The organism is Alkalihalobacillus phoenicis (genome assembly GCF_047302405.1).
Lineage (GTDB): Bacteria > Bacillota > Bacilli > Bacillales > Bacillaceae_D > Alkalihalobacillus.
This window is the reverse complement of the sequence record NZ_CP154853.1, coordinates 4,106,678-4,126,512: the sequence shown is the minus strand read 5'-3', so window position 1 is coordinate 4,126,512 and position 19,835 is coordinate 4,106,678. Positions and strand designations below refer to the sequence as shown.

Sequence of the window (19,835 nt, the reverse complement as noted above, 5' to 3'; positions counted from 1 at the left end):
AAGAAGAAAAGTAGGTGCCTACATGCATACAGTTTGGAAAGGTAGTATTAGTTTCGGTCTCGTGAACATCCCCATTAAACTTCACACAGCAACAGAAAATAAAGACATTAAACTAAGACAACTACACAAAAAATGCCATACCCCCATTAATTATCAAAAAGTTTGTCCTGACTGTGAAGAAGAAGTGAAAAACGAAGATATCGTCAAAGCATATGAGTATGCCAAAAATAAGTTTGTCATTTTGGATCATGAGGAACTTGAGCAATTAAAAAAAGAACAAGAAGATAAAGCAGTTGAAATCATTGATTTTGTGAAATTAGAAGAAATTGATCCGATTTATTTTGAAAAAAGTTATTTCCTCGCCCCTGATAGTGGTGGTGGAAAAGCCTATGGATTATTACGTGCCGCTCTTGAAGAGTCGGGAAAGATTGGGATAGCAAAAATCATCATACGTTCCAAGGAGCAATTAGCCATTGTCAGAGTCTATAAAAATGGATTAATGATGGAAACGATTCACTTTCCAGATGAGGTACGAAATATAGCGGATGTCCCAAATTTACCTGACGAACAAAACATCGTAAAAAAAGAGTTGGATGCCGCTCTTCTTTTAGTCGAACAATTAACGACTACTTTTGATCCTGATAAGTATCATGATGAATATCGAACAGCCTTAATGGAATTAATTGAAGAAAAGAAAACAGGGAAGAAAACCGTTACCCATACAGACAAAAAACAAACTAAATCAAATGTGACCGATATTATGTCTGCCTTGCAAGCATCCATTGATAAAACAAAAAAGAAAAAGCCAGCAGCGAAAAAGAAAACAACAACGAAAGTAAAAAAGAATGCTTAATTTGTCTTACTCGGCCAGCGGAATGTCCTACGCGTTCGCTGGCTCCGCTTTGGTCAAAGAAAAAGCTACTGAAGCCATATTCGAACCGTAATTAGTAGAATTTATGATTTTCATTACGTATTTCCCGTTATTCGTACCTTAATTAAAACAACCCTCAACTTTCATTACCAATTACCGTTCTCTTATAGTCGTATGAGCGTTTTATATGGTTTGAGGTTTATTGCCTCAGTTCTTAGTTCTACTTCTTTTCCCCTCCCCTTAATTATTGGAAATTAATGCACTTGATTCCTGCATTCATCCATAGAAACGTCTCAAAGTCTCTTTTATACTAAAAGATAGACAAATTAAAGGGTGAGTTAAATGAATCAAGAGCAATTTAAAAACAAGCTAAATGAATTCCATAATGACTCCAATCATTTAAGCGATGTCATGGTTCAATATTTAAAATGGAATGCACAACTAAACTATGAAACAAAAACGTTTCAGTGGCTTTATTCCAATGTGATGTTAGTTGCGTCTTTAGAAAATAAACAGGTCGAACAGATCTTGATATCTGAGCTTGAAAATAGACATTCTTATTATGAGGTCATTAACCTTATTAAAAGTGAGGAAGAAATTTCTTTATTTAATCAATTCACTAATATGGTTCCTTTGTTTTATACGAATTAACAAAAAAATGGCACGGTGGATGAGTCATCCTAAAAGAGACTCCTCAAAGGGTTTTTTGACCTTTTGAGGAGTCTTCAAGAATCTATTTATTGGTCTGACCAACGTTCAACGGTTACCTCAAAAACATGGGCATCCTCTTCAAATGTATAGATGCGATTTTGTGTCTGGCGTTCTCCTATTAAATCAACACCTTCACTATTTTGTTCCCGTTTCGCCCAATCGCCTCTTGTAAACTTATACTCTACCATTTCAAAAGGTCGACCTTCGATAGTAATTTCATAATGATCACCAACAGGCTCTAAAATCATATCTGCATCCGCTTCATTCCATCCATTAAACTCTCCAACAAGATAAATATCCTCTCCCTCTGGAGTATTTTCTGGTACTGTGACTTTAAAAGTTACGGAATAATCCTCATCTGGAATTTCCACTTCTACTTCCTCTACTGGTAAAATTCCCTTATCAGAATGAAGGATAATCGTTTGATACGGAGCAATTGTAATCACATCACCACTACTAAATTCAGAATGTGACCATAGCTCTTGAACATCATCAGCGATCACATCAACAGTTTTCTGCTCATTTCGTTGATTATGAATGACCGTTAATTGATAATTTTCCTCGTCAGAATGAACGGTATATCCATATAAACCAAGGTCCGTTGCGAAAGATTGATACTCTCCTGTAAATAGCATTGGATTTTCTGTTCGAATTTGAATTAGTTTTTTATAATGTTCATACATACTTTCTGCTTGGCCTTGTTGCTCTTCCAAAGAGATTCCATCATTCGGGTGAGTAAATTGACTTGGATGAAAGAAATGCTCATCCATGACCGTCATCCCATCCCCTTCAGCTGCTGCATACCATTGGAAAGGCTCGCGACGATTATCATCTGGTCGTTGCCCTTCTTGTCCTAATTCATCACCGTAATAAATAAAAGGTGTTCCTGGTAAAGTAAATAAAAGGCTTGCTGCTAATTTTGCTTGTTCTTCACTACCAAGACGGGTCATGACACGATCCATATCGTGATTGCCAATCATCGTTGAATCAATAGCAGGTGCCTCTCCTCTACTATTTGAAAAACGATCATAACGATTGTGAGCATCATTTAATTCTGCAACAATATCAACCGTCATTCCATTCGCCATCCCGATAATCTCTTCCGTTAAAACAAAGTTAAAGTGGGACTCTAACGCACTATAATAGAAACTAATATCCTCCCAACTATGGTACCATGTCTCACCTACGATAAAGGCTTGAGGGTTTTCTGCTTTAACATGTGTATTAAATTCACGCCACCACTCAATCGTTTCATTTCGATCGTCATAAATATCGGCTACAGCGTCAATTCGAAAACCATCGACCCCTTTATCTAACCAAAAACTCGCCATTTGTTTAATTTCCTCACGGACGGCCGGATTATCATAATTTAAGTCGGGCATGTCGACATTAAAGTGTCCGGAGTATATTTGACCATCTACTTCATGCCAACCTTGTTCCCCATTAGGCTCTTCCCCATTATAAGATTCATGATTATCCCAAATATAATAATCACGGTATTCACTATCTGGATTAGCTAAAGCTTCTTGAAACCACTCATGCTCATCAGATGTATGATTCACGACAAAATCAATAATCACCTTTAAATCCCGCTCATGTGCTGCATTCAAAAAGCTCTCAAATTCCTCCATCGTTCCATAATCTGGTTCAACCCCATAATAATCGGTCACATCATAACCATGATAAGACTTGGAATCCTTCATCGGCATTAACCAAATCGCGTTAGCTCCTAACTCTTCCACATATGAGAGCTGTTGTTCAAGCCCAGCAAAATCACCGACCCCATCTCCATCTCCATCAAAAAAGCTCCGGACAAAGATTTGATAAAAAATCGCTTCCTCTGCCCAATGATAGTCTTGCTCTAAATCAGCTAAAGCAATAATTCGCTCTTCCTCAACGTTTTTTTCCTCTTTTTCGTCTACTTCTTCGGCTTCCTCTACATCGATATTTGCCTCATCCGTCGGAGAACAAGCAAACAAAAAGAGACAAAATGTTGATAGAAACAGAAACAACATCATTTTTTTTAACATCTTTTTACCTCCATGCGATATTTATTCGTCGACCATATACTTATTGATTGAAATTCACTTCTACGATTCCAGTAGAATTTTCTGGTGTTCTATAGATATGGTTGCCTCCACTTTCCCAGCTTACATTTCCATTTTGATCTTTCATAATATATTTGTACTCTATATCTTGATTAGCAGGTACACTCACATCATAATACCAAGTGGGATATGAATATAAAATTTGATTAAACATAGGACCAATTGCTTTATCAGGATCCCAGCTCCCTAATTCAGGTACATGCCCAACTACGTATAGATTTTCTCCAACAGACGTTTCGGCTTGATTCACAACAAATCTTACAGATGTTTGTGAACCAGTTAATAATTCAAACGGATAACCATTACTGCTTTCACCTGAGTTAGTCCTTACGGTGATACTATTTTTTCCACCATTATGCACAGGCAGTTCGGCTATGATTGTATCATCACTCCAAGACAGTACATTCATAGTTGAACCCGCAAAAGAAACATCCCCCGTACTATTTCCAAAACCTGAACCATCGATTCTCACTTCATCTCCTGGTTTCCCAATAGGAGGACCAATTTGTCCAATTTCCGGTGCTATATTCTGACCATTCGAATACTGCCAAACACTGACTTCACCTGGAGCTAACCAAAAGGGCTGAACAGACCCATTTTGATCGACGGTTATCGATTGACCGTCTAAAAGACCTGACAGCTCATCTTCATATAATTGCGGAGGCATATCCGTTACTAAACTACTAATCTGATAAGAATGGTTTAAATTCCGGTTCAGAGCAACAAGGGCATATTCGCCATTAAATGAACGCTCATAAATAAATACATCTTCATTAATCCATCGTTCAGTCGTATCACCATAAGCAATCGCCTTATTTTCTTGTCGCAGTGATGAGAGGCGTTGAATGATTTGATAGGCAACGGTTGATTGATCAAATGTATTCATCATTTGCCGATTATCTGGGTCCCCATCACCTGTCATATAAATTTCAGTACCATAATAAATCGTCGGAACTCCTCGAGATGTCAACAAAAGGGCTAAGCCTAAATCTGTTGGACGCGTTGAGTGACCACTTCTAGAAAACCGATTAATATCATGGTTATCGATAAAGGTAACTTGATCTTGCGGCTTTTCGTAAACGCTTTCAGTTTCTCGCAACACGGTTTCCAAATCATACATCGTTCCATCGTTATTTCTTAACACATCTTGGACGACTTGTGCGTAACGAAAATCTAACGCACTCATCCCGCTATTATTAATAAAATAATGATACTCATCACTTCCACTGGCACCTGTAAACCATTCTCCAAATGTAAAGACAGGATTATAATCATAGATGGAGCTAACAAAATTCTTTTGCCACCCTACTGGCATATGGGCTACGGCATCTACCCGAATTCCATCAATCCCTAAATCTAACCACATTTGAATCGATTCTTTTAAATAACGATCAATAAATGAATTTTGCTGGTTTAGACTAGCTAAATCATAAAGATTTCGATAAATACTGTCTTCATAACTTGAGAAATCTGAACCTCCATTTGTATAAAAATAATCGCCACTATCATTGGAATAATGACCAACTAAACGACCATTATCATATAACGCTCCATCCTCAATATCGACAGGAGATGTATGGTTAGGAACAAAATCGATGATTACTTTTATATCATGATTATGAGCCGTTTCAATTAATCTCGAAAAATCTGCCAAACTACCAAAAGCAGAATTTGTTCGTTTAAAATCTCTACCCCAATAACCATGATAAGATGCAAAACCCCCTGGGTGAGGCTCCATAACATTTTCAATCGGTGGCGAAATCCAAATAGCCGTTATGCCCATATCCAGCAAATAACCGTCCTCTATCTTTTCAATAATACCTTGCCAGTCTCCGCCACAATATTTGGTTAAATCTAGACAACCTGGACTAAACAAAGCTCCTTCAGGATTATTCGTTGGATCGCCATCAAAAAAACGATCCGTAACAATTTGATAAATAACTTCTTCTGCATAATTAATATTGTTTAAATTTTCATTTGCCCCTGCCTGCCCTGTGTTAACAATAACTAGAAAACTAATCAAAAATGAAATCATAAGTGAAAAAGAAAACTTTCGAATCATTCTCAAACCACCCTTTGAATTAGTTTTTGGAAAAGCACTCTTCCATTAATTGATTCATTACACTTACTTTGTAAATAAAGATCTCGCTCCCCTTTATCATGCAATCGTTTGCTCTAGTAAACGCTTTCATACCAATTTAAACATTGATTCTCTCAATTGTAAATACTTTACTATAATATAAACCATACGTTTACATAGTTCGTCCAAATGACCTACGTTTGCACAAATTTCGCAAACATTCACTTCCTTCTTTTCCACTTGTTACTTTCGTTGATTAAGAAACCCTTGCTTTCATGTTGTTAAAAGTACATCCCATTTCCATAACATAGTTTCACCCCCTATGTATCCACACATCACAAACTACAAAAAAAAGACATATTAGGTTCATCCCTAACATGCCTTTTAGCTGCTAATTAGTTTACATCATTAACATACGGTAATAAAGCGATTTGACGAGAACGCTTGATTGCAGCAGTTAATTGACGTTGATATTTAGCTGAAGTTCCAGTTACACGACGAGGTAAAATTTTACCACGCTCTGAAATGAAACGTTTTAGTAAATCAGTATCTTTGTAATCGATGTGCGTAATTTTGTTTACTGTGAAGAAACAAACCTTACGACGTTTTGGACGACCACGACGAGCCATTATACAGCACTCCTTTCAAATTTTTATTCTATATTATACATTCCGTTTATTCACTAGAGGTAGGGTTAGAACGGTAAATCATCATCTGAGATGTCAATTGGCTTGCCATCGTTAGCAAATGGATCATCATTAAATCCACCAGATTGACGATTTGATTGCTGATTCCCTTGCTTAGCGTAGTCATTTCCACCACCAGCAGGTGCACCATAGAAATCATTATTTCCTTGGCTTTGTCCTTGACCACCTTGGTTTGCACCACGTGGCTCTAGGAATTGCACACTGTCAGCGACAACTTCTGTAATGAAAACACGACGTCCTTCATTATTATCATAGCTTCGCGTTTGGATTCGACCATCGACTCCTGCTAAGCTACCTTTTTTAAGATAGTTCGCCACATTTTCAGCTGGCTTACGCCAAATGACACAATTAATAAAATCAGCATCACGTTCGCCTTGTTGATTGGAAAATGTACGGTTCACTGCGAGTGTAAAATTCGCTACCGCTACTCCATTCGGTGTATAACGTAATTCTGGATCGCGTGTTAAACGACCGACTAATACGACACGGTTCAGCATCCGTACCCCTCCTCGAAAAATTTATTACTGTTCGTCTCTTGTAACAAGGACACGAATAATGTTGTCATTGATTTTTACAAGACGGTTAAATTCGTTAATCGCATCAGAGTTTGCAGCAACGTTTAATAGTACGTAGAAACCTTCACGATAATCGTTGATTTCATACGCTAAACGACGTTTACCCATCTCTTCAACTTTTTCAATTTCAGCACCATTAGTAGTTAATACACCATTAAAACGTTCGATTAACTCTTTGTTTGCTGACTCTTCTAAGTTTGGAGCGATAATGTACATAATTTCATACTTACGCATTCCGGTCACCTCCTTTTGGTCTAAGCGGCTCCTACACGGAGCAAGGAGCAAAAACTACTCTACTGAGTCATTTTACTCGCATTATTGAATTATATCAGAATGCCTTGTCCGAGGCAAGGAAATTTCTTAATAGTTGATTTTAAATCGTTATATTTCTCTCCTATTTAATGTCAATGGAAATATAAATCATTTGATGGCTTGATACTTGTATACACTGTCAATTGTATACCCTATACTTTCTGCAGACGAAATGAAGCATATGTAGCCATAAATCGGAGCCCACTAGAAAAACAACCTTTCCTTATAATTCGTTTAGAACATGCTGAAATGGCCCTCTAGCGGACGAATTCGGATGGGTGACTCCTAGGCCTTCATTAACCGCAAAAAAGCTTGTCAACGTCCCCAAACGAAACTTAATCGACAAGCTAAAAAATAACCTCTTATAACACTTATTCTACACATTAAAACGGAAATGAATGACATCGCCATCTTGTACGACATAGTCTTTTCCTTCAAGACGAACCTTCCCATTTTCCTTGGCTTGTCCCATTGAACCAGCTTCCATTAAATCATCATAAGAAACAATCTCCGCTCGAATGAATCCACGCTCAAAGTCTGTATGAATGATTCCAGCTGCTTGTGGTGCTTTTGTTCCTTTACGATATGTCCAAGCCCGTACCTCTTGAACACCAGCTGTAAAATACGTTTCTAACCCTAATAACTGATAAGCTGCTCGGATTAATTGATCTAACCCAGACTCTTCAATACCAAGCTCTTCCAAGAACATCTGCTTTTCCTCGCCGTCAAGCTCAGCAATTTCAGATTCAATTTTGGCACAAACGACGATCACCTCACTATTTTCAGCTGCGGCAAATTCCTTTACTAGCTTCACATAGTCGTTGTCCCCATCACCTAATAAATCCTCTTCACTCACATTGGCAACATATAATACAGGTTTGCTCGTTAATAAATGTAACTGCTTAACAATTTTTTGCTGCTCTTCACTAAATTCAATACTTCGAGCCGGCTTTTCTTCTTCAAATGTTTTTTGGAGAATTTCTAAGACTTCAAGCTCAGCAACGGCTTCTTTATCCTTCGTTTTGGCCAACTTACCGACACGGGTGATTCTTTTTTCAATACTTTCTAAGTCGGCTAAAATAAGCTCTAAATTAATGACCTCGATATCACGGATTGGATTTACACTTCCTGAAACGTGCGTAATATTGTCATCAGAAAAACAACGAACAACATGTGAGATAGCATCGACTTGGCGAATATGTGATAAGAACTTATTTCCAAGTCCCTCTCCTTTACTTGCTCCTTCTACAATCCCTGCAATATCAGTAAACTCAAAAGCGGTTGGAACTGTTTTCTTTGGGTCTACTAATTCTGTTAACTTTTGCAAACGGTGATCAGGCACTTCCACAATCCCTACATTTGGATCGATTGTACAGAACGGGTAATTCGCTGATTCCGCTCCCGCTTGAGTTATTGCATTAAATAAAGTTGATTTCCCCACATTTGGGAGACCTACAATTCCTGTCGTTAATGCCATTGAATCATTCACTTCCTTTATTTGAATAAATATCTATTGAGCCATTGAATATAAGTCCTTTCAATTATAGGAAGAAGACCACAAAAAAACAAGACAGATTGGAGGAGACGCCCCATTCTGTCAATGTATCGCCCTAATTTGATGATTCGAGAACTTTTTTCAACTTCTTGCTAAATTCTTTTCGAGGTAGCATCACACTATGCTGACATCCAAGGCATTTAATTCGAACATCCATCCCCATTCGAATTATTTTCCAGCGATTTTCACCGCACGGATGTTGTTTTTTCATCTCAACAACGTCATGCAGAGTAAATTCCTTCTCAGCCAACTGCTTCGCCCCTTTCAATTCATTGCTATAGTACTCTCTATTATACACCAATGTTAAAGGAGTGGAAATGATTGAACTCATTCAAGTTTATTTCGAACGGTACGATGATTTAAAATTGGATATAAAATAATAGAAGATAAAAGATAAAGATTGAGAACACCATATAATGGGTATAAAACACTAATTAAAGTAGAAAAGCCAAACATTGTTAAGGGGGCCATAATCGCCACTAACAATAGTGCAAGCATCCATGCTGGTGATTGAATATATCCTCTTATTCTTGAAATAATACCAAACACACCAGATGCAGCTGTTGTATAAATTGCTACCCATAGAAGCCCAGACATGACTAAAACCATATAATAAGGGTAGTGTTTCAGAATCGCAAATAACGGAATTTCATAAACGACTAACTCATTTGCCACTTCTAATAAAGAACTATTGTATAAAAAGGTTAAACTTCCTAAAATCACCCCACTCCCAATACTAGCAATTAAGATTTCTCCTTTTTGCTTTATCTTCTGACCAATTGCACCTAAGACAGAAATTAAAGGAAGAATATTGAGAGCGGTAAACGTAAGTGAGCTGGGCCAATTGCTTTGGTTTCCATCAATAAAATGAAGGGGAAAACCATGTAAGGATTGAAAGGCTAATAAGACCCCTACTAAGGCAAAAATAAGGAGAGGTGTAATAACGGTATGAATTGTCGTAATCCCGTCCGTATCCCAAATAAATAAGACTACAACAAATGCTGCTAGAATAACCACTCCCGCCCAAAATGGAAGGTGAATCACTTCTAATGTCGCTCCTCCACCCGCAAGCATAATGACCGTAGTAGAAAATAAATAAATCATAATCATCACATCATATAATTTGGAAATCCGTTTTCCCATTAAAATATGTAAAACAGGTAGATAATGAACCGATTGATGTTTAAAACTAATATGCATGACCACATAACAACAAATGATAAATAGAACCATAAAGAGAAAAATGGCTAGTCCACTTTCTGCACCAAAAAATTCCCAAATTTCTCTTCCAGATGCATATCCAGCTCCGATCATCGTTCCAATTATTAAAAACATCCACATGAGTCCATTTCTCACCATACGCGCTACTCCCTTCACACTCGTTATCTTTTTTCTCTTTCATGTATAGAAATGCAAAGATAACCGTATACTGTTACTACTATGGCGAAGGAGTCGAAAATATGAGTACAAACTATCGGTTGTTTAGTAAAAAAGCTCCCCCCTTTCGAATGCATATGGATCATAATGATATACACAATGAATTTGCAAAGGCACTTACCTTTTATATTAACAACCAGCTAGACTCGCCTTTAGTCATTGTTTGTATCGGAACAGACCGCTCCACTGGGGACTCTTTAGGTCCTTTAATAGGTTCTAAGCTTGAATCTTTTAATCTTAAAAACTTTTATATTTATGGAACCTTACAAGACCCGATTCATGCGGTCAATATGCATGAAAAAATACAGAGAATTGAACAACTTCATGACAGGGCTTTTATTATCGCAATTGACGCTTGTTTAGGAAAAATGAAAAGTGTTGGGGATATTACATTAGCACATGGTCCTGTGACACCAGGGGCTGCCGTAAAAAAGGATTTACCACCCATTGGAGATATTCATATTACAGGAATCGTGAACATTGGTGGTATGATGGAATATTTTGTTTTACAAAATACCCGCCTTTATATGGTGATGACAATGGCTGATGTCATCGCTACTTCAATTCAGCAAGTGGATCAACAATTGAGTGAATCGCCAGAATTAGAATCAACCTTTGAAACGACCTTAAAAAAGCGTCGAAATCTGTCTAGTGCTTTTTCATTTATGAACACTGAAAAATTCAAATTATAATTTTAAAACTAAAGTATGTTACTCTAAAAAAGCTGTAAAGAACAATAGTTCCTTACAGCTTTTTTGAAATATTGATAGTTTTTTTATATCAATAAACAAGTTGAACCCCTTTTATGTTCTAAAACAGCGTCCGATTTCTGCAGGGGGAAGGGCAAGCTACCGAAAACAGGCTGCTCGTTAAAATATGGTTACATTAATTAGCCTACTCCGTTCGCTGCATGCCCTACGCGTTCCGCGTGTGAGTCGGGAGCCTCCGGGCATTCCGCTCGCTCCGTTTTGGATCATAAAAGAACAGTTCGTGTCTATGAACAACTGTTTACATAGAAGCCTAATAACCTTTGATTTTTCTAATGGAAATCTGATGTCGAGACTTTTTCATTGACTTCAATAAGGACAGGTGGAAATCCCTCCAGAGTGGAGCCTGAGCAACCTATCAAAGCTACTTTTTTAACTACATAAAGCTTTTATACTTATACAAAATGAAGAACAGTCACGATGACTGCGACGACTAATATACTTGGTAGAAGGTTTGCCACCTTTACATTTAATAGCCCTAATATATTGAGGCCAATTGCGATAATCATTATTCCACCTGTAGCTGTCATTTCGACGATAAAGGCATCCATAATTTCTGGTGGAACATATTGATTAATTTGCCCAGAAAATAAAGCAATTGTTCCTTGATAAAGTACGACAGGTATAGCTGAGAATGCGACCCCTATCCCTAATGTCGAAGCAAAAAGAAGAGACGAAACACCGTCTAACATTGATTTAGTAAATAAAACCGAATGATCACCTCTAAGTCCACTATCGAGGGCTCCTAAAACAGCCATCGCTCCGACAACATAAATTAAAGTAGTGGTCACAAATGCCTTGGCCACTGTCCCTTCTCGCTCTGACCCTATTTTACGCTCTATCCATAATCCAAAACGATTTAAATATCCATCTAAGTCCAGTATTTCCCCAATTATTGCCCCAATTACTAAACTAGTAATGACAATTAAAAATTGCTCACTTTTAATCCCCATTGTAATGCCTAATATAACAACAGCTAACGCAATGGCTTGCATGATTGTCGTTTTCATTTGTTCAGGAATATTTCGAACCGTTAACCCAATAAGGGCGGCAACGACAATAGCTGCTCCATTCACTAATGTTCCAGTTAATACCATCTACTCATCCACTGGCCTCTCATTATGATATTTTCTATTTCCAATAAACCAACACTAAGACCGTGATTATTGAAACGCTGTTACTATCTCTTCTATGGCTTGTACAAACGTTTCTACCTCTTCTTTTGTATTATATGGTCCAAAGCTGACTCTCACTAGCCCCGTATCAATTGTGGCTAATGAATGATGGGTTCTTGGTGCACAATGCAATCCTGCTCTAACACCAATTTTATAATGTTCATCTAAAATTATCGCAAGCTCATGACTACCAATTTGTTCTAAACGGAAAGAGAGAACAGCTAAACGTTTTGTTAAATCAGTAGGTCCATAAAAACTGATCCCTTCGATCTTTTTTAACCCATCTAAACAACTTCTCATTAATTCTTGTTCATGCTTATAAATAGATTCAATTCCGACCTTGTTAAGTTCATCGATTGCTTTTGATAACCCAGCAATACCAGGCGTATTCAACGTGCCAGCTTCATATCGTTCAGGCCATTGTAACGGTTGCTCAGGGAGCTCTGAATAGCTTCCTGTTCCACCGGTAATTAATGGTTTTAATCCATAGTCTTGTTTACTAATTAAAACAGCTGTTCCTTGTGGCCCTAACATACTTTTATGTCCAGCAAAAGCTAATAAATCAATACCTTGTTCTTCCATGGAAATAGTAATCGTACCAGCTGTTTGTGAAGCATCAACTAAAAAGACGGCACCTACCTTTTGAGCAATTTCTGAAATAGCCTTTAAATCAATTAATGCTCCCGTTACATTAGAAGCGTGTGAAACAGCCACCATTCGTGTACGAGGGGTTACGACCATTTTTATTGCTTCGGTTGTAATAAGACCGTTTTCGTCTGGTTCTACGTACGTAACATCTATACGCTTCTCTTCAACCATACGATTAAGTGGCCTTAATACAGAATTATGCTCAAACGCTGTTGTAACAACGTGCTGTCCTTCTTCAAAAGGGAAACCAAGAATCGCTTGGTTTAATGCCATTGTTGCATTTTGATAAAACCAGACATGGTTTGGAGAGGGAGCTGAAAAAAAAGTCACAAGCTTTTCTCTTGTTTCTTCAATTGTTTTCCCTGCCTGTTTAGATAGGAAGTGCCCTCCCCTACCAGGGTTTGCCCCATATTCATTTACCGCTTCAAGCATCGCTTCCCCAACTTCTTTCGGTTTCGGAAAAGAGGTCGCGGCATGATCGAAATAAATCATAATCCTCTTCCTTTCATCAAATCGAAATATCTTCCCTATCATACCAAATTTAAAACAGAACTCAAATAAAGGAGTTCTGACGGTATGTAGACTTTACGTAAGGATGGAAATCCGTATAAAAAGAAAAGCCATCTGAATTAGATGACTTCCATTTATATTATGACATAGATTCTTGTTCATCTGCATTTTCCATTAATTGCAGAATACGTTCTAAATCCTCTTCCGAAAAATAATCTATTTCTATTTTTCCTTTTTTCTTTCCAGGTTTAATTGTAACAGATGTACCAAAGCGTGCTTTTAATATATCCTGTCTTTCTTTCAAAAATGGAGATAAGCTTTGTTTCTTCTTCTTTGTTTCACGTGAAACATTCTCATTCATCCGTTGAACCATTTGCTCCACTTCACGAACACTTAATTTTTCCTGTAAAATTACTTCAAGTAACGAGGAGATTTTTTGTTTATCTTTTAACCCTAAAATCGCTCTTCCGTGTCCCATTGATAGTTTTCCATCTGAAATAAATTGTTGGACAACTTGAGGTAGCTGCAATAAGCGGACATGGTTCGCAATATGGGGTCTACTTTTCCCTACTCTTTTAGAAAGCTGCTCTTGAGTAACTTTTAAATGTTCCATTAAACGTTCATATGCTAAAGCTTCTTCAATTGGATTTAAATCTTCTCTCTGAAGATTTTCAATTAAAGCAAGCTCCATCATTTTTTCTTCACTAAGTTCTTTAACAATGACAGGAATTTCATTCAATCCTGCTGCCTGTGCTGCACGGAATCGTCTTTCACCAACAACAATTTCATACCCTTTTATGCTTTTCCGAACCGTGATTGGCTGTAATATTCCATTTTCTTTAATGGATACAGCTAATTCTTCTATTGCTTGGTCAGAAAATGTTTTTCGAGGTTGATAGGGATTTGGACGTAATTCTGTTAAAGGCAATTCTTCAATACGAGACTCTTTTCCCTCTTCATGTTCAGGAAAAAATGCTTGCAAGCCTTTACCTAACCTTTTCGCCACCGGCAACCACTTCCTTTGCTAATTCTAAATAGACTTCAGCACCACGGGACTTCGGATCATATATAATAATAGGCTTTCCATGACTTGGGGCTTCCCCTAAACGGACATTACGAGGAATAATCGTATCAAATACCTTTTCTCTAAAGTATTTCTTCACTTCGTCAATCACTTGAATTCCAAGGTTCGTCCTAGCATCCAGCATCGTTAATAAAACTCCCTCAATCGCGAGTTCCGTATTTAGATGTTTTTGAACTAAACGGACCGTATTTAATAACTGACTAAGCCCTTCTAATGCATAATATTCACATTGAACTGGGATTAAAACGGAATCAGCTGCCGTTAACGCATTAATCGTTAATAATCCTAAAGAAGGCGGACAATCAATAAAGATATAATCATAATCATTTGAGATGGTCGAGAGAGCTCTTTTTAACCGAACTTCACGAGAAATGGTTGGAACTAGCTCGATTTCAGCACCTGATAACTGTATTGTAGATGGGATAATATCAAGGTTTTCGACCGTAGTTTGTTTAATGACTGTTCGAGCCTCTGTATCTTCAACAAGCACATCGTAAATACATTCTTCTACATCGCCTTTTTCAACTCCGGTTCCACTTGTTGCATTTCCTTGTGGATCAATATCAACAAGCAACACTTTTTTGCCAATATAAGCAAGACAAGCACTGAGGTTAACCGATGTTGTTGTTTTCCCTACTCCACCCTTTTGATTTGCTACAGCAATGATCTTAGCCACGCTGTCACCTACTTTCCATCCAAACATTCGCTTTTTACTTATACGATTTTATTTTAACACAGTTTTATAAAAATCGTTTTATAAAGTTACGATAACATCAAAAAAAAACAGTAAATCTTCTGAAATTAGTTCTCAATCCCTAGAAAACAAAAAAAATAACCTATCTATATTGATAGATTATTTCTACTACAATTCGAGGCCACTGAAAAACAGTTGACTCGTGGTTACATTAGTTAGTCTACTCCGTTCGCTGCATGGCCTACGCGTTCCGCGGGTGAGTCGAGAGCCTCCTCGCTAATCGCTGCGGGGTCTCCCGTCCTTCACTATCCCCGCAGGAGTCTCCAGGCATTCCGCTCGCTCCGTTTTGGTACATAAAAAAACAATTTGTGCCTATCAACGACTATTTACATAGAAACCTAATAGCCTTTAATTTTTCTAAGAGAAATCGGATGTTGAGACTTTTTCAGTGAAACATACGATTACTGTTGAAGTCTCGTGTATTCCGTCCGCTATGTTAGTTAAAACTTCTATTATTTTTATCAAAAGACCTCAATTCCAAATTTCTCCTAAAAGAAGCTTTGTTTCCGACCTAAAATAACCTATCTAATTGATAGATTATTTCTTCGGTATACGAATGGTAAATTGATAAAAGTCATCATTTTCTTCTTCATCTGTATCCACATGGAGTCCACTTTTTAACACCATATCAACAGATTGTCGAATTGTATTCATAGCAATTCGCATATCTTTTGAATAGGATTTTCTTGTTGCTTTTTTCTTTGGCTCTTTATCATTAACCTCAAGTAAAAGCTTAACTCGTTCTTCTGTTTGTTTTACATTTAAGCTTTCATTTATAATCATTTCTAGCACTTTATTTTGTAACAACTCATCTTTTAATACTAATAATGAGCGGGCATGTCTTTCTGATATTTCTTTTGTTAAAATCGCATTTTGAACAGATTCAGGTAAATGTAATAAACGTAATTTATTAGCAATTGTGGATTGTCCTTTTCCTAAGCGTTGTGCTAGGCTCTCTTGTGTTAACTGATGTATATCTAAAAGTTTTGCATATGCAATTGCCTCTTCAATAGCTGTTAGCCCTTCTCGTTGTAAATTCTCAATTAAAGCAATCGATGCGGTTTGAGAATCATTAAATTCTTTAACAATTGCGGGGATTTTCTCCCACCCCAATGAAGTAACAGCTCTCCAACGACGTTCTCCAGCAATAATTTCATACTTACCTTCTCGTTGACGAACAACGATCGGCTGGATCACCCCATGTGTCCGAATCGTTTGAGCTAATTCTTCAATACGCTCCTGATCAAAAATGGTCCGTGGTTGGAAACGATTTGGAACGATATCAACAATTGCGACCTCTTTTATTTCCTCGCGCTCGATTACTTCTTCTTCTGTCACTTCATTTTGCTTCTCATTAAAGCCGAATAGGCGTGAGAACGGCTGCTTCATCGCCTAACACCACCTTTGATATTAACCATCCCTACTATATTCGACATGATTAAAGTCATTCCTTCTTCCCCTATTCGATTATCGATTTTCCGCAAAAAATTTATCTTCAAGTAGACCCCTCCACTGAACAAAGATGATGTTTCACGTGAAACATTTTAAATCTATTAAACTATTAAGAAAAACTATCTTGATGCCATCCCATAAGGTCTTTTGACTTCATAGATACAGCATCATTTTTTAGGGCAAGTCCTATCACTAACTGCAATAGTGCCCGTTATTTACTTAAAGGCTGTTTATTTGGTGTTCCCGGTTTTCGTGGATACTTCTTGGCTGTTTTTTTCTCTTTTTTGATGATCACAATATGTCGATCACTATTTTCTTCCGGTAATTCGAACTGAAAGGAATCCATCACACGTCCACCTAATGACTCAATTGCAAATAACCCTTCTGATAGTTCTTCTTGTGAGCTCGCCCCTTTTAAAGCTACAAAGTCGCCTCCGACCTTCACAAGTGGTAAACAAAGCTCTGACAATACGGACATTCTTGCTACAGCTCGTGCCATAACTAAGTCATACTTCTCTCGATGTTTTACATTTTGACCAAACAATTCAGCTCGATCATGATAAAATTTTACATTTTCTAATTCAAGTTCGTTTGCTAAATGTTCAAGAAAACCAATTCTTTTATTTAACGAATCGACAATATGGACATTGAGTCCTGGATGAATAATTTTTATAGGCAAACTTGGAAAACCAGCCCCAGCGCCTACATCAATAATATTTTGACCTTCTTTAAAGGAATAATAGAAGCAGGCCGAAATTGAGTCATAAAAATGCTTCAAATACACATCCTCTTCTGAAGTAAGAGCGGTTAAGTTCATCTTCTCATTCCACTCCACCAACACTTCAAAATAACGTTGGAATTGCCACTGCTGTTTCTCGTTTAATTGAATGCCTTTTTCTAATAATGCTTCTACAAATGTTTCTTTGTTCATTTAAGCCTCCATATGAGCTTAGAGACTACTGAAATAGTCTTGTTAGTTAGAATAGGGTTTGATGATTCGGCTTACTCCGCCAGCTGCATACCCTCCCTATCCGTTCCGCGGATGAACCGGGAGCCTTCAGGTATTACGCTGGCTTCGTTTTAATCAAATAAAAACTAGCTAAAGCCATAATGAATCATCTAATGAAGAACCTAATTATTTGAGGTTCTTCCCAGTTTTAAAAGCGAGAATTAGACTTTTTCAGTGACCTCAGCTTAGTCTATTTTCGCTAAACGTCCTTGTTCGATATACACAAGAAGAATAGAAATATCAGCTGGATTAACACCAGAAACGCGAGAGGCTTGACCGACTGATAATGGTCTCACCTGACTTAATTTTTGTTTAGCTTCAGTCGCTAAGCCATTAATTGCAAAATAATCAAGATTATCTGGGATCTTCTTCTTATCCATCTTCTTTGCCCGTTCAACTTGCTGCAATTGCTTTTCAATATAGCCTTCATACTTGACTTGGATCTCAACTTGTTCCGCAATGTCTTCATTTATATCTTGTTCAGAAGCTGGAATGACAGATGCAACATCTTGGTACGTAAGTTCTGGTCGTTTTAAAAACGCAGATGCTCTCACTGCTTCTTGTAAAGGTGTAGAGTTCGCTTTCTCTAAAAGATTGGCAACCTCATTAGAAGGTTTAATAATAATCCCTTCTAAACGCTTCTTCTCTTCTTCTATAGCTTGTTTCTTTTGCTCAAAGCGAGCAAAGCGTTCATCACTAATGAGACCAATTTCATAACCTTTTCTCGTTAAACGAAGATCAGCATTATCATGGCGAAGCAATAAACGATACTCTGCACGCGAGGTTAATAATCGATAAGGTTCATTTGTTCCTTTTGTTACTAAATCATCAATTAATACACCAATATACGCTTCAGAACGATCTAATATTAAGCCTTCTTTATCTTTTGCTTTTCTAGCCGCATTAATACCAGCCATAATTCCTTGACCAGCAGCTTCTTCATAACCAGATGTGCCATTAATTTGGCCAGCTGTAAATAAATTCTCGACTTTTTTTGTTTCCAATGTAGGCCAAAGCTGTGTTGGAACCATCGCATCATATTCAATCGCATAACCAGGACGCATCATTCGAACATTTTCAAGGCCAGGAATCGATTTTAACATTTTTAATTGAACATCTTCAGGCAAACTTGTTGATAAACCTTGAACATAAACTTCCGTTGTATTACGACCTTCTGGTTCAAGGAAAATTTGATGTCTTGGTTTATCATTAAATCGAACAATTTTATCTTCAATAGAAGGGCAATATCTTGGTCCTGTGCCTTCAATCATTCCGGAATACATTGGTGAACGACTTAAGTTCTGATTAATAATTTCATGTGTTTCCGTACTCGTATATGTTAACCAGCATGGCAATTGATCGGTAATATATTTAGTCGTTTCATATGAGAACGCTCGTGGTTTATCGTCGCCCGGCTGAATCTCTGTTTGATTATAGTCAATCGAACTTCCATTAACCCGAGGTGGCGTCCCTGTTTTAAACCGCACTAAGTCAAAACCAAGCTCTTTTAAGTGCTCCGATAATTTAATCGATGGTTGCATATTATTAGGACCACTCTCATAAGAAAGCTCGCCCAAAATAATTCGCCCACGTAAGTACGTACCTGTCGTAATGACAACTGATTTACTACGATATTCTGCCCCTGTGTTTGTAATAACCCCTTTACAAACACCCTCTTCTATAATTAAACGATCAACCATACCTTGACGTAGCAATAAATTCTCTTGCTCTTCAATTGTTTTTTTCATTTCATGTTGATAAAGGAATTTATCCGCTTGTGCACGTAAAGCCCTTACAGCAGGACCCTTACCAGTATTTAACATACGCATTTGGATATGCGTTTTATCTATATTACGCCCCATCTCTCCACCAAGCGCATCAATTTCACGAACAACAATCCCTTTTGCAGGTCCCCCTACTGATGGATTACACGGCATAAAGGCGACTGCATCTAAATTTAATGTAAGCATTAAGGTGTTGGCTCCCATGCGGGCAGCTGCAAGTCCAGCTTCAACCCCTGCATGACCTGCACCAACGACGATTACATCAAACTCTCCACCTTGATAGTTCATCTGCTTTC

At 37.6% G+C, this 19,835-nt stretch carries 18 protein-coding genes; 3 read left to right on the top strand and 15 right to left on the bottom strand.

The genetic code is table 11. From position 1 onward, the window contains the following. Nucleotides 1-22 precede the first annotated feature (22 nt). A complete protein-coding gene (locus AA0017_RS19435) occupies nucleotides 23-853 on the top strand; it encodes a Ku protein (protein WP_413377128.1) in 831 nt (276 codons plus the stop codon). A gap of 360 nt (nucleotides 854-1,213) precedes the next feature. After that, nucleotides 1,214-1,522, top strand: a complete 309-nt coding sequence (locus AA0017_RS19430; protein ID WP_413377126.1) for a hypothetical protein — start codon at nucleotides 1,214-1,216, stop codon at nucleotides 1,520-1,522. 86 nt (nucleotides 1,523-1,608) lie between these two features. Here AA0017_RS19430 and AA0017_RS19425 read toward each other — a convergent pair whose 3' ends face one another. The 8 genes from AA0017_RS19425 to AA0017_RS19390 all read right to left on the bottom strand — a co-directional run bounded on the left by AA0017_RS19425 (nucleotide 1,609) and on the right by AA0017_RS19390 (nucleotide 10,278). Next, nucleotides 1,609-3,612, bottom strand: coding sequence for an alpha-amylase family glycosyl hydrolase (locus AA0017_RS19425; RefSeq protein ID WP_413377124.1), 2,004 nt, complete (start codon nucleotides 3,610-3,612; stop codon nucleotides 1,609-1,611). 40 nt (nucleotides 3,613-3,652) lie between these two features. Further along, entirely contained in the window at nucleotides 3,653-5,752 is a 2,100-nt protein-coding gene (locus AA0017_RS19420) for an alpha-amylase family glycosyl hydrolase (protein WP_413377122.1), read from the bottom strand. Between the two features lie 413 nt (nucleotides 5,753-6,165). Continuing rightward, the gene (rpsR, locus tag AA0017_RS19415; protein ID WP_003323774.1) at nucleotides 6,166-6,399 is read right to left on the bottom strand and encodes a 30S ribosomal protein S18; all 234 of its coding nucleotides are present in this window, start codon (nucleotides 6,397-6,399) and stop codon (nucleotides 6,166-6,168) included. A 65-nt stretch (nucleotides 6,400-6,464) separates the two neighbouring features. Then, on the bottom strand, nucleotides 6,465-6,974 hold the full coding sequence (gene ssb, locus AA0017_RS19410; RefSeq protein WP_003323775.1) for a single-stranded DNA-binding protein: 510 nt from the start codon (nucleotides 6,972-6,974) through the stop codon (nucleotides 6,465-6,467). Nucleotides 6,975-6,998: 24 nt separating this feature from the next. After that, nucleotides 6,999-7,286 carry a 30S ribosomal protein S6 gene (rpsF, locus tag AA0017_RS19405; protein ID WP_003323776.1) on the bottom strand — a complete coding sequence of 96 codons (288 nt, stop codon included), beginning with the start codon at nucleotides 7,284-7,286 and terminating at the stop codon, nucleotides 6,999-7,001. Between the two features lie 454 nt (nucleotides 7,287-7,740). Then, complete coding sequence (gene ychF / locus AA0017_RS19400; protein WP_413377119.1) at nucleotides 7,741-8,841, bottom strand: redox-regulated ATPase YchF; 1,101 nt, start codon at nucleotides 8,839-8,841, stop codon at nucleotides 7,741-7,743. Nucleotides 8,842-8,974: 133 nt separating this feature from the next. Next, complete coding sequence (locus AA0017_RS19395; protein ID WP_003323779.1) at nucleotides 8,975-9,169, bottom strand: DUF951 domain-containing protein; 195 nt, start codon at nucleotides 9,167-9,169, stop codon at nucleotides 8,975-8,977. A 77-nt stretch (nucleotides 9,170-9,246) separates the two neighbouring features. Beyond that, entirely contained in the window at nucleotides 9,247-10,278 is a 1,032-nt protein-coding gene (locus AA0017_RS19390; RefSeq protein WP_413377117.1) for a hypothetical protein, read from the bottom strand. 101 nt (nucleotides 10,279-10,379) lie between these two features. On the opposite strand from AA0017_RS19390, the gene yyaC reads away from it, so the two are divergent. Beyond that, nucleotides 10,380-11,048 (top strand): spore protease YyaC, encoded by a 669-nt coding sequence (gene yyaC, locus AA0017_RS19385; protein WP_413377115.1) that lies wholly within the window; start codon nucleotides 10,380-10,382, stop codon nucleotides 11,046-11,048. 470 nt (nucleotides 11,049-11,518) lie between these two features. Here the strand turns inward: yyaC and AA0017_RS19380 are convergent, their stop codons facing one another. The 7 genes from AA0017_RS19380 to mnmG form a co-directional block, all read right to left on the bottom strand. After that, a complete protein-coding gene (locus AA0017_RS19380; protein WP_413377113.1) occupies nucleotides 11,519-12,220 on the bottom strand; it encodes a DUF554 domain-containing protein in 702 nt (233 codons plus the stop codon). Nucleotides 12,221-12,286: 66 nt separating this feature from the next. Beyond that, a complete protein-coding gene (locus tag AA0017_RS19375; RefSeq protein ID WP_413377111.1) occupies nucleotides 12,287-13,438 on the bottom strand; it encodes an aminotransferase class V-fold PLP-dependent enzyme in 1,152 nt (383 codons plus the stop codon). A 157-nt stretch (nucleotides 13,439-13,595) separates the two neighbouring features. Further along, nucleotides 13,596-14,462, bottom strand: coding sequence for a ParB/RepB/Spo0J family partition protein (locus AA0017_RS19370; RefSeq protein WP_413377109.1), 867 nt, complete (start codon nucleotides 14,460-14,462; stop codon nucleotides 13,596-13,598). Continuing rightward, nucleotides 14,443-15,216 (bottom strand): ParA family protein, encoded by a 774-nt coding sequence (locus AA0017_RS19365; protein ID WP_413377107.1) that lies wholly within the window; start codon nucleotides 15,214-15,216, stop codon nucleotides 14,443-14,445. The genes AA0017_RS19370 and AA0017_RS19365 overlap by 20 nt, the downstream gene beginning before the upstream one ends. A 615-nt stretch (nucleotides 15,217-15,831) precedes the next feature. Then, a complete protein-coding gene (noc, locus tag AA0017_RS19360; protein WP_413377105.1) occupies nucleotides 15,832-16,683 on the bottom strand; it encodes a nucleoid occlusion protein in 852 nt (283 codons plus the stop codon). Between the two features lie 274 nt (nucleotides 16,684-16,957). Continuing rightward, on the bottom strand, nucleotides 16,958-17,677 hold the full coding sequence (rsmG, locus tag AA0017_RS19355) for a 16S rRNA (guanine(527)-N(7))-methyltransferase RsmG (RefSeq protein ID WP_413377103.1): 720 nt from the start codon (nucleotides 17,675-17,677) through the stop codon (nucleotides 16,958-16,960). A gap of 263 nt (nucleotides 17,678-17,940) precedes the next feature. Further along, nucleotides 17,941-19,827 (bottom strand): tRNA uridine-5-carboxymethylaminomethyl(34) synthesis enzyme MnmG, encoded by a 1,887-nt coding sequence (gene mnmG / locus AA0017_RS19350; protein ID WP_413377101.1) that lies wholly within the window; start codon nucleotides 19,825-19,827, stop codon nucleotides 17,941-17,943. Nucleotides 19,828-19,835 lie beyond the last annotated feature (8 nt).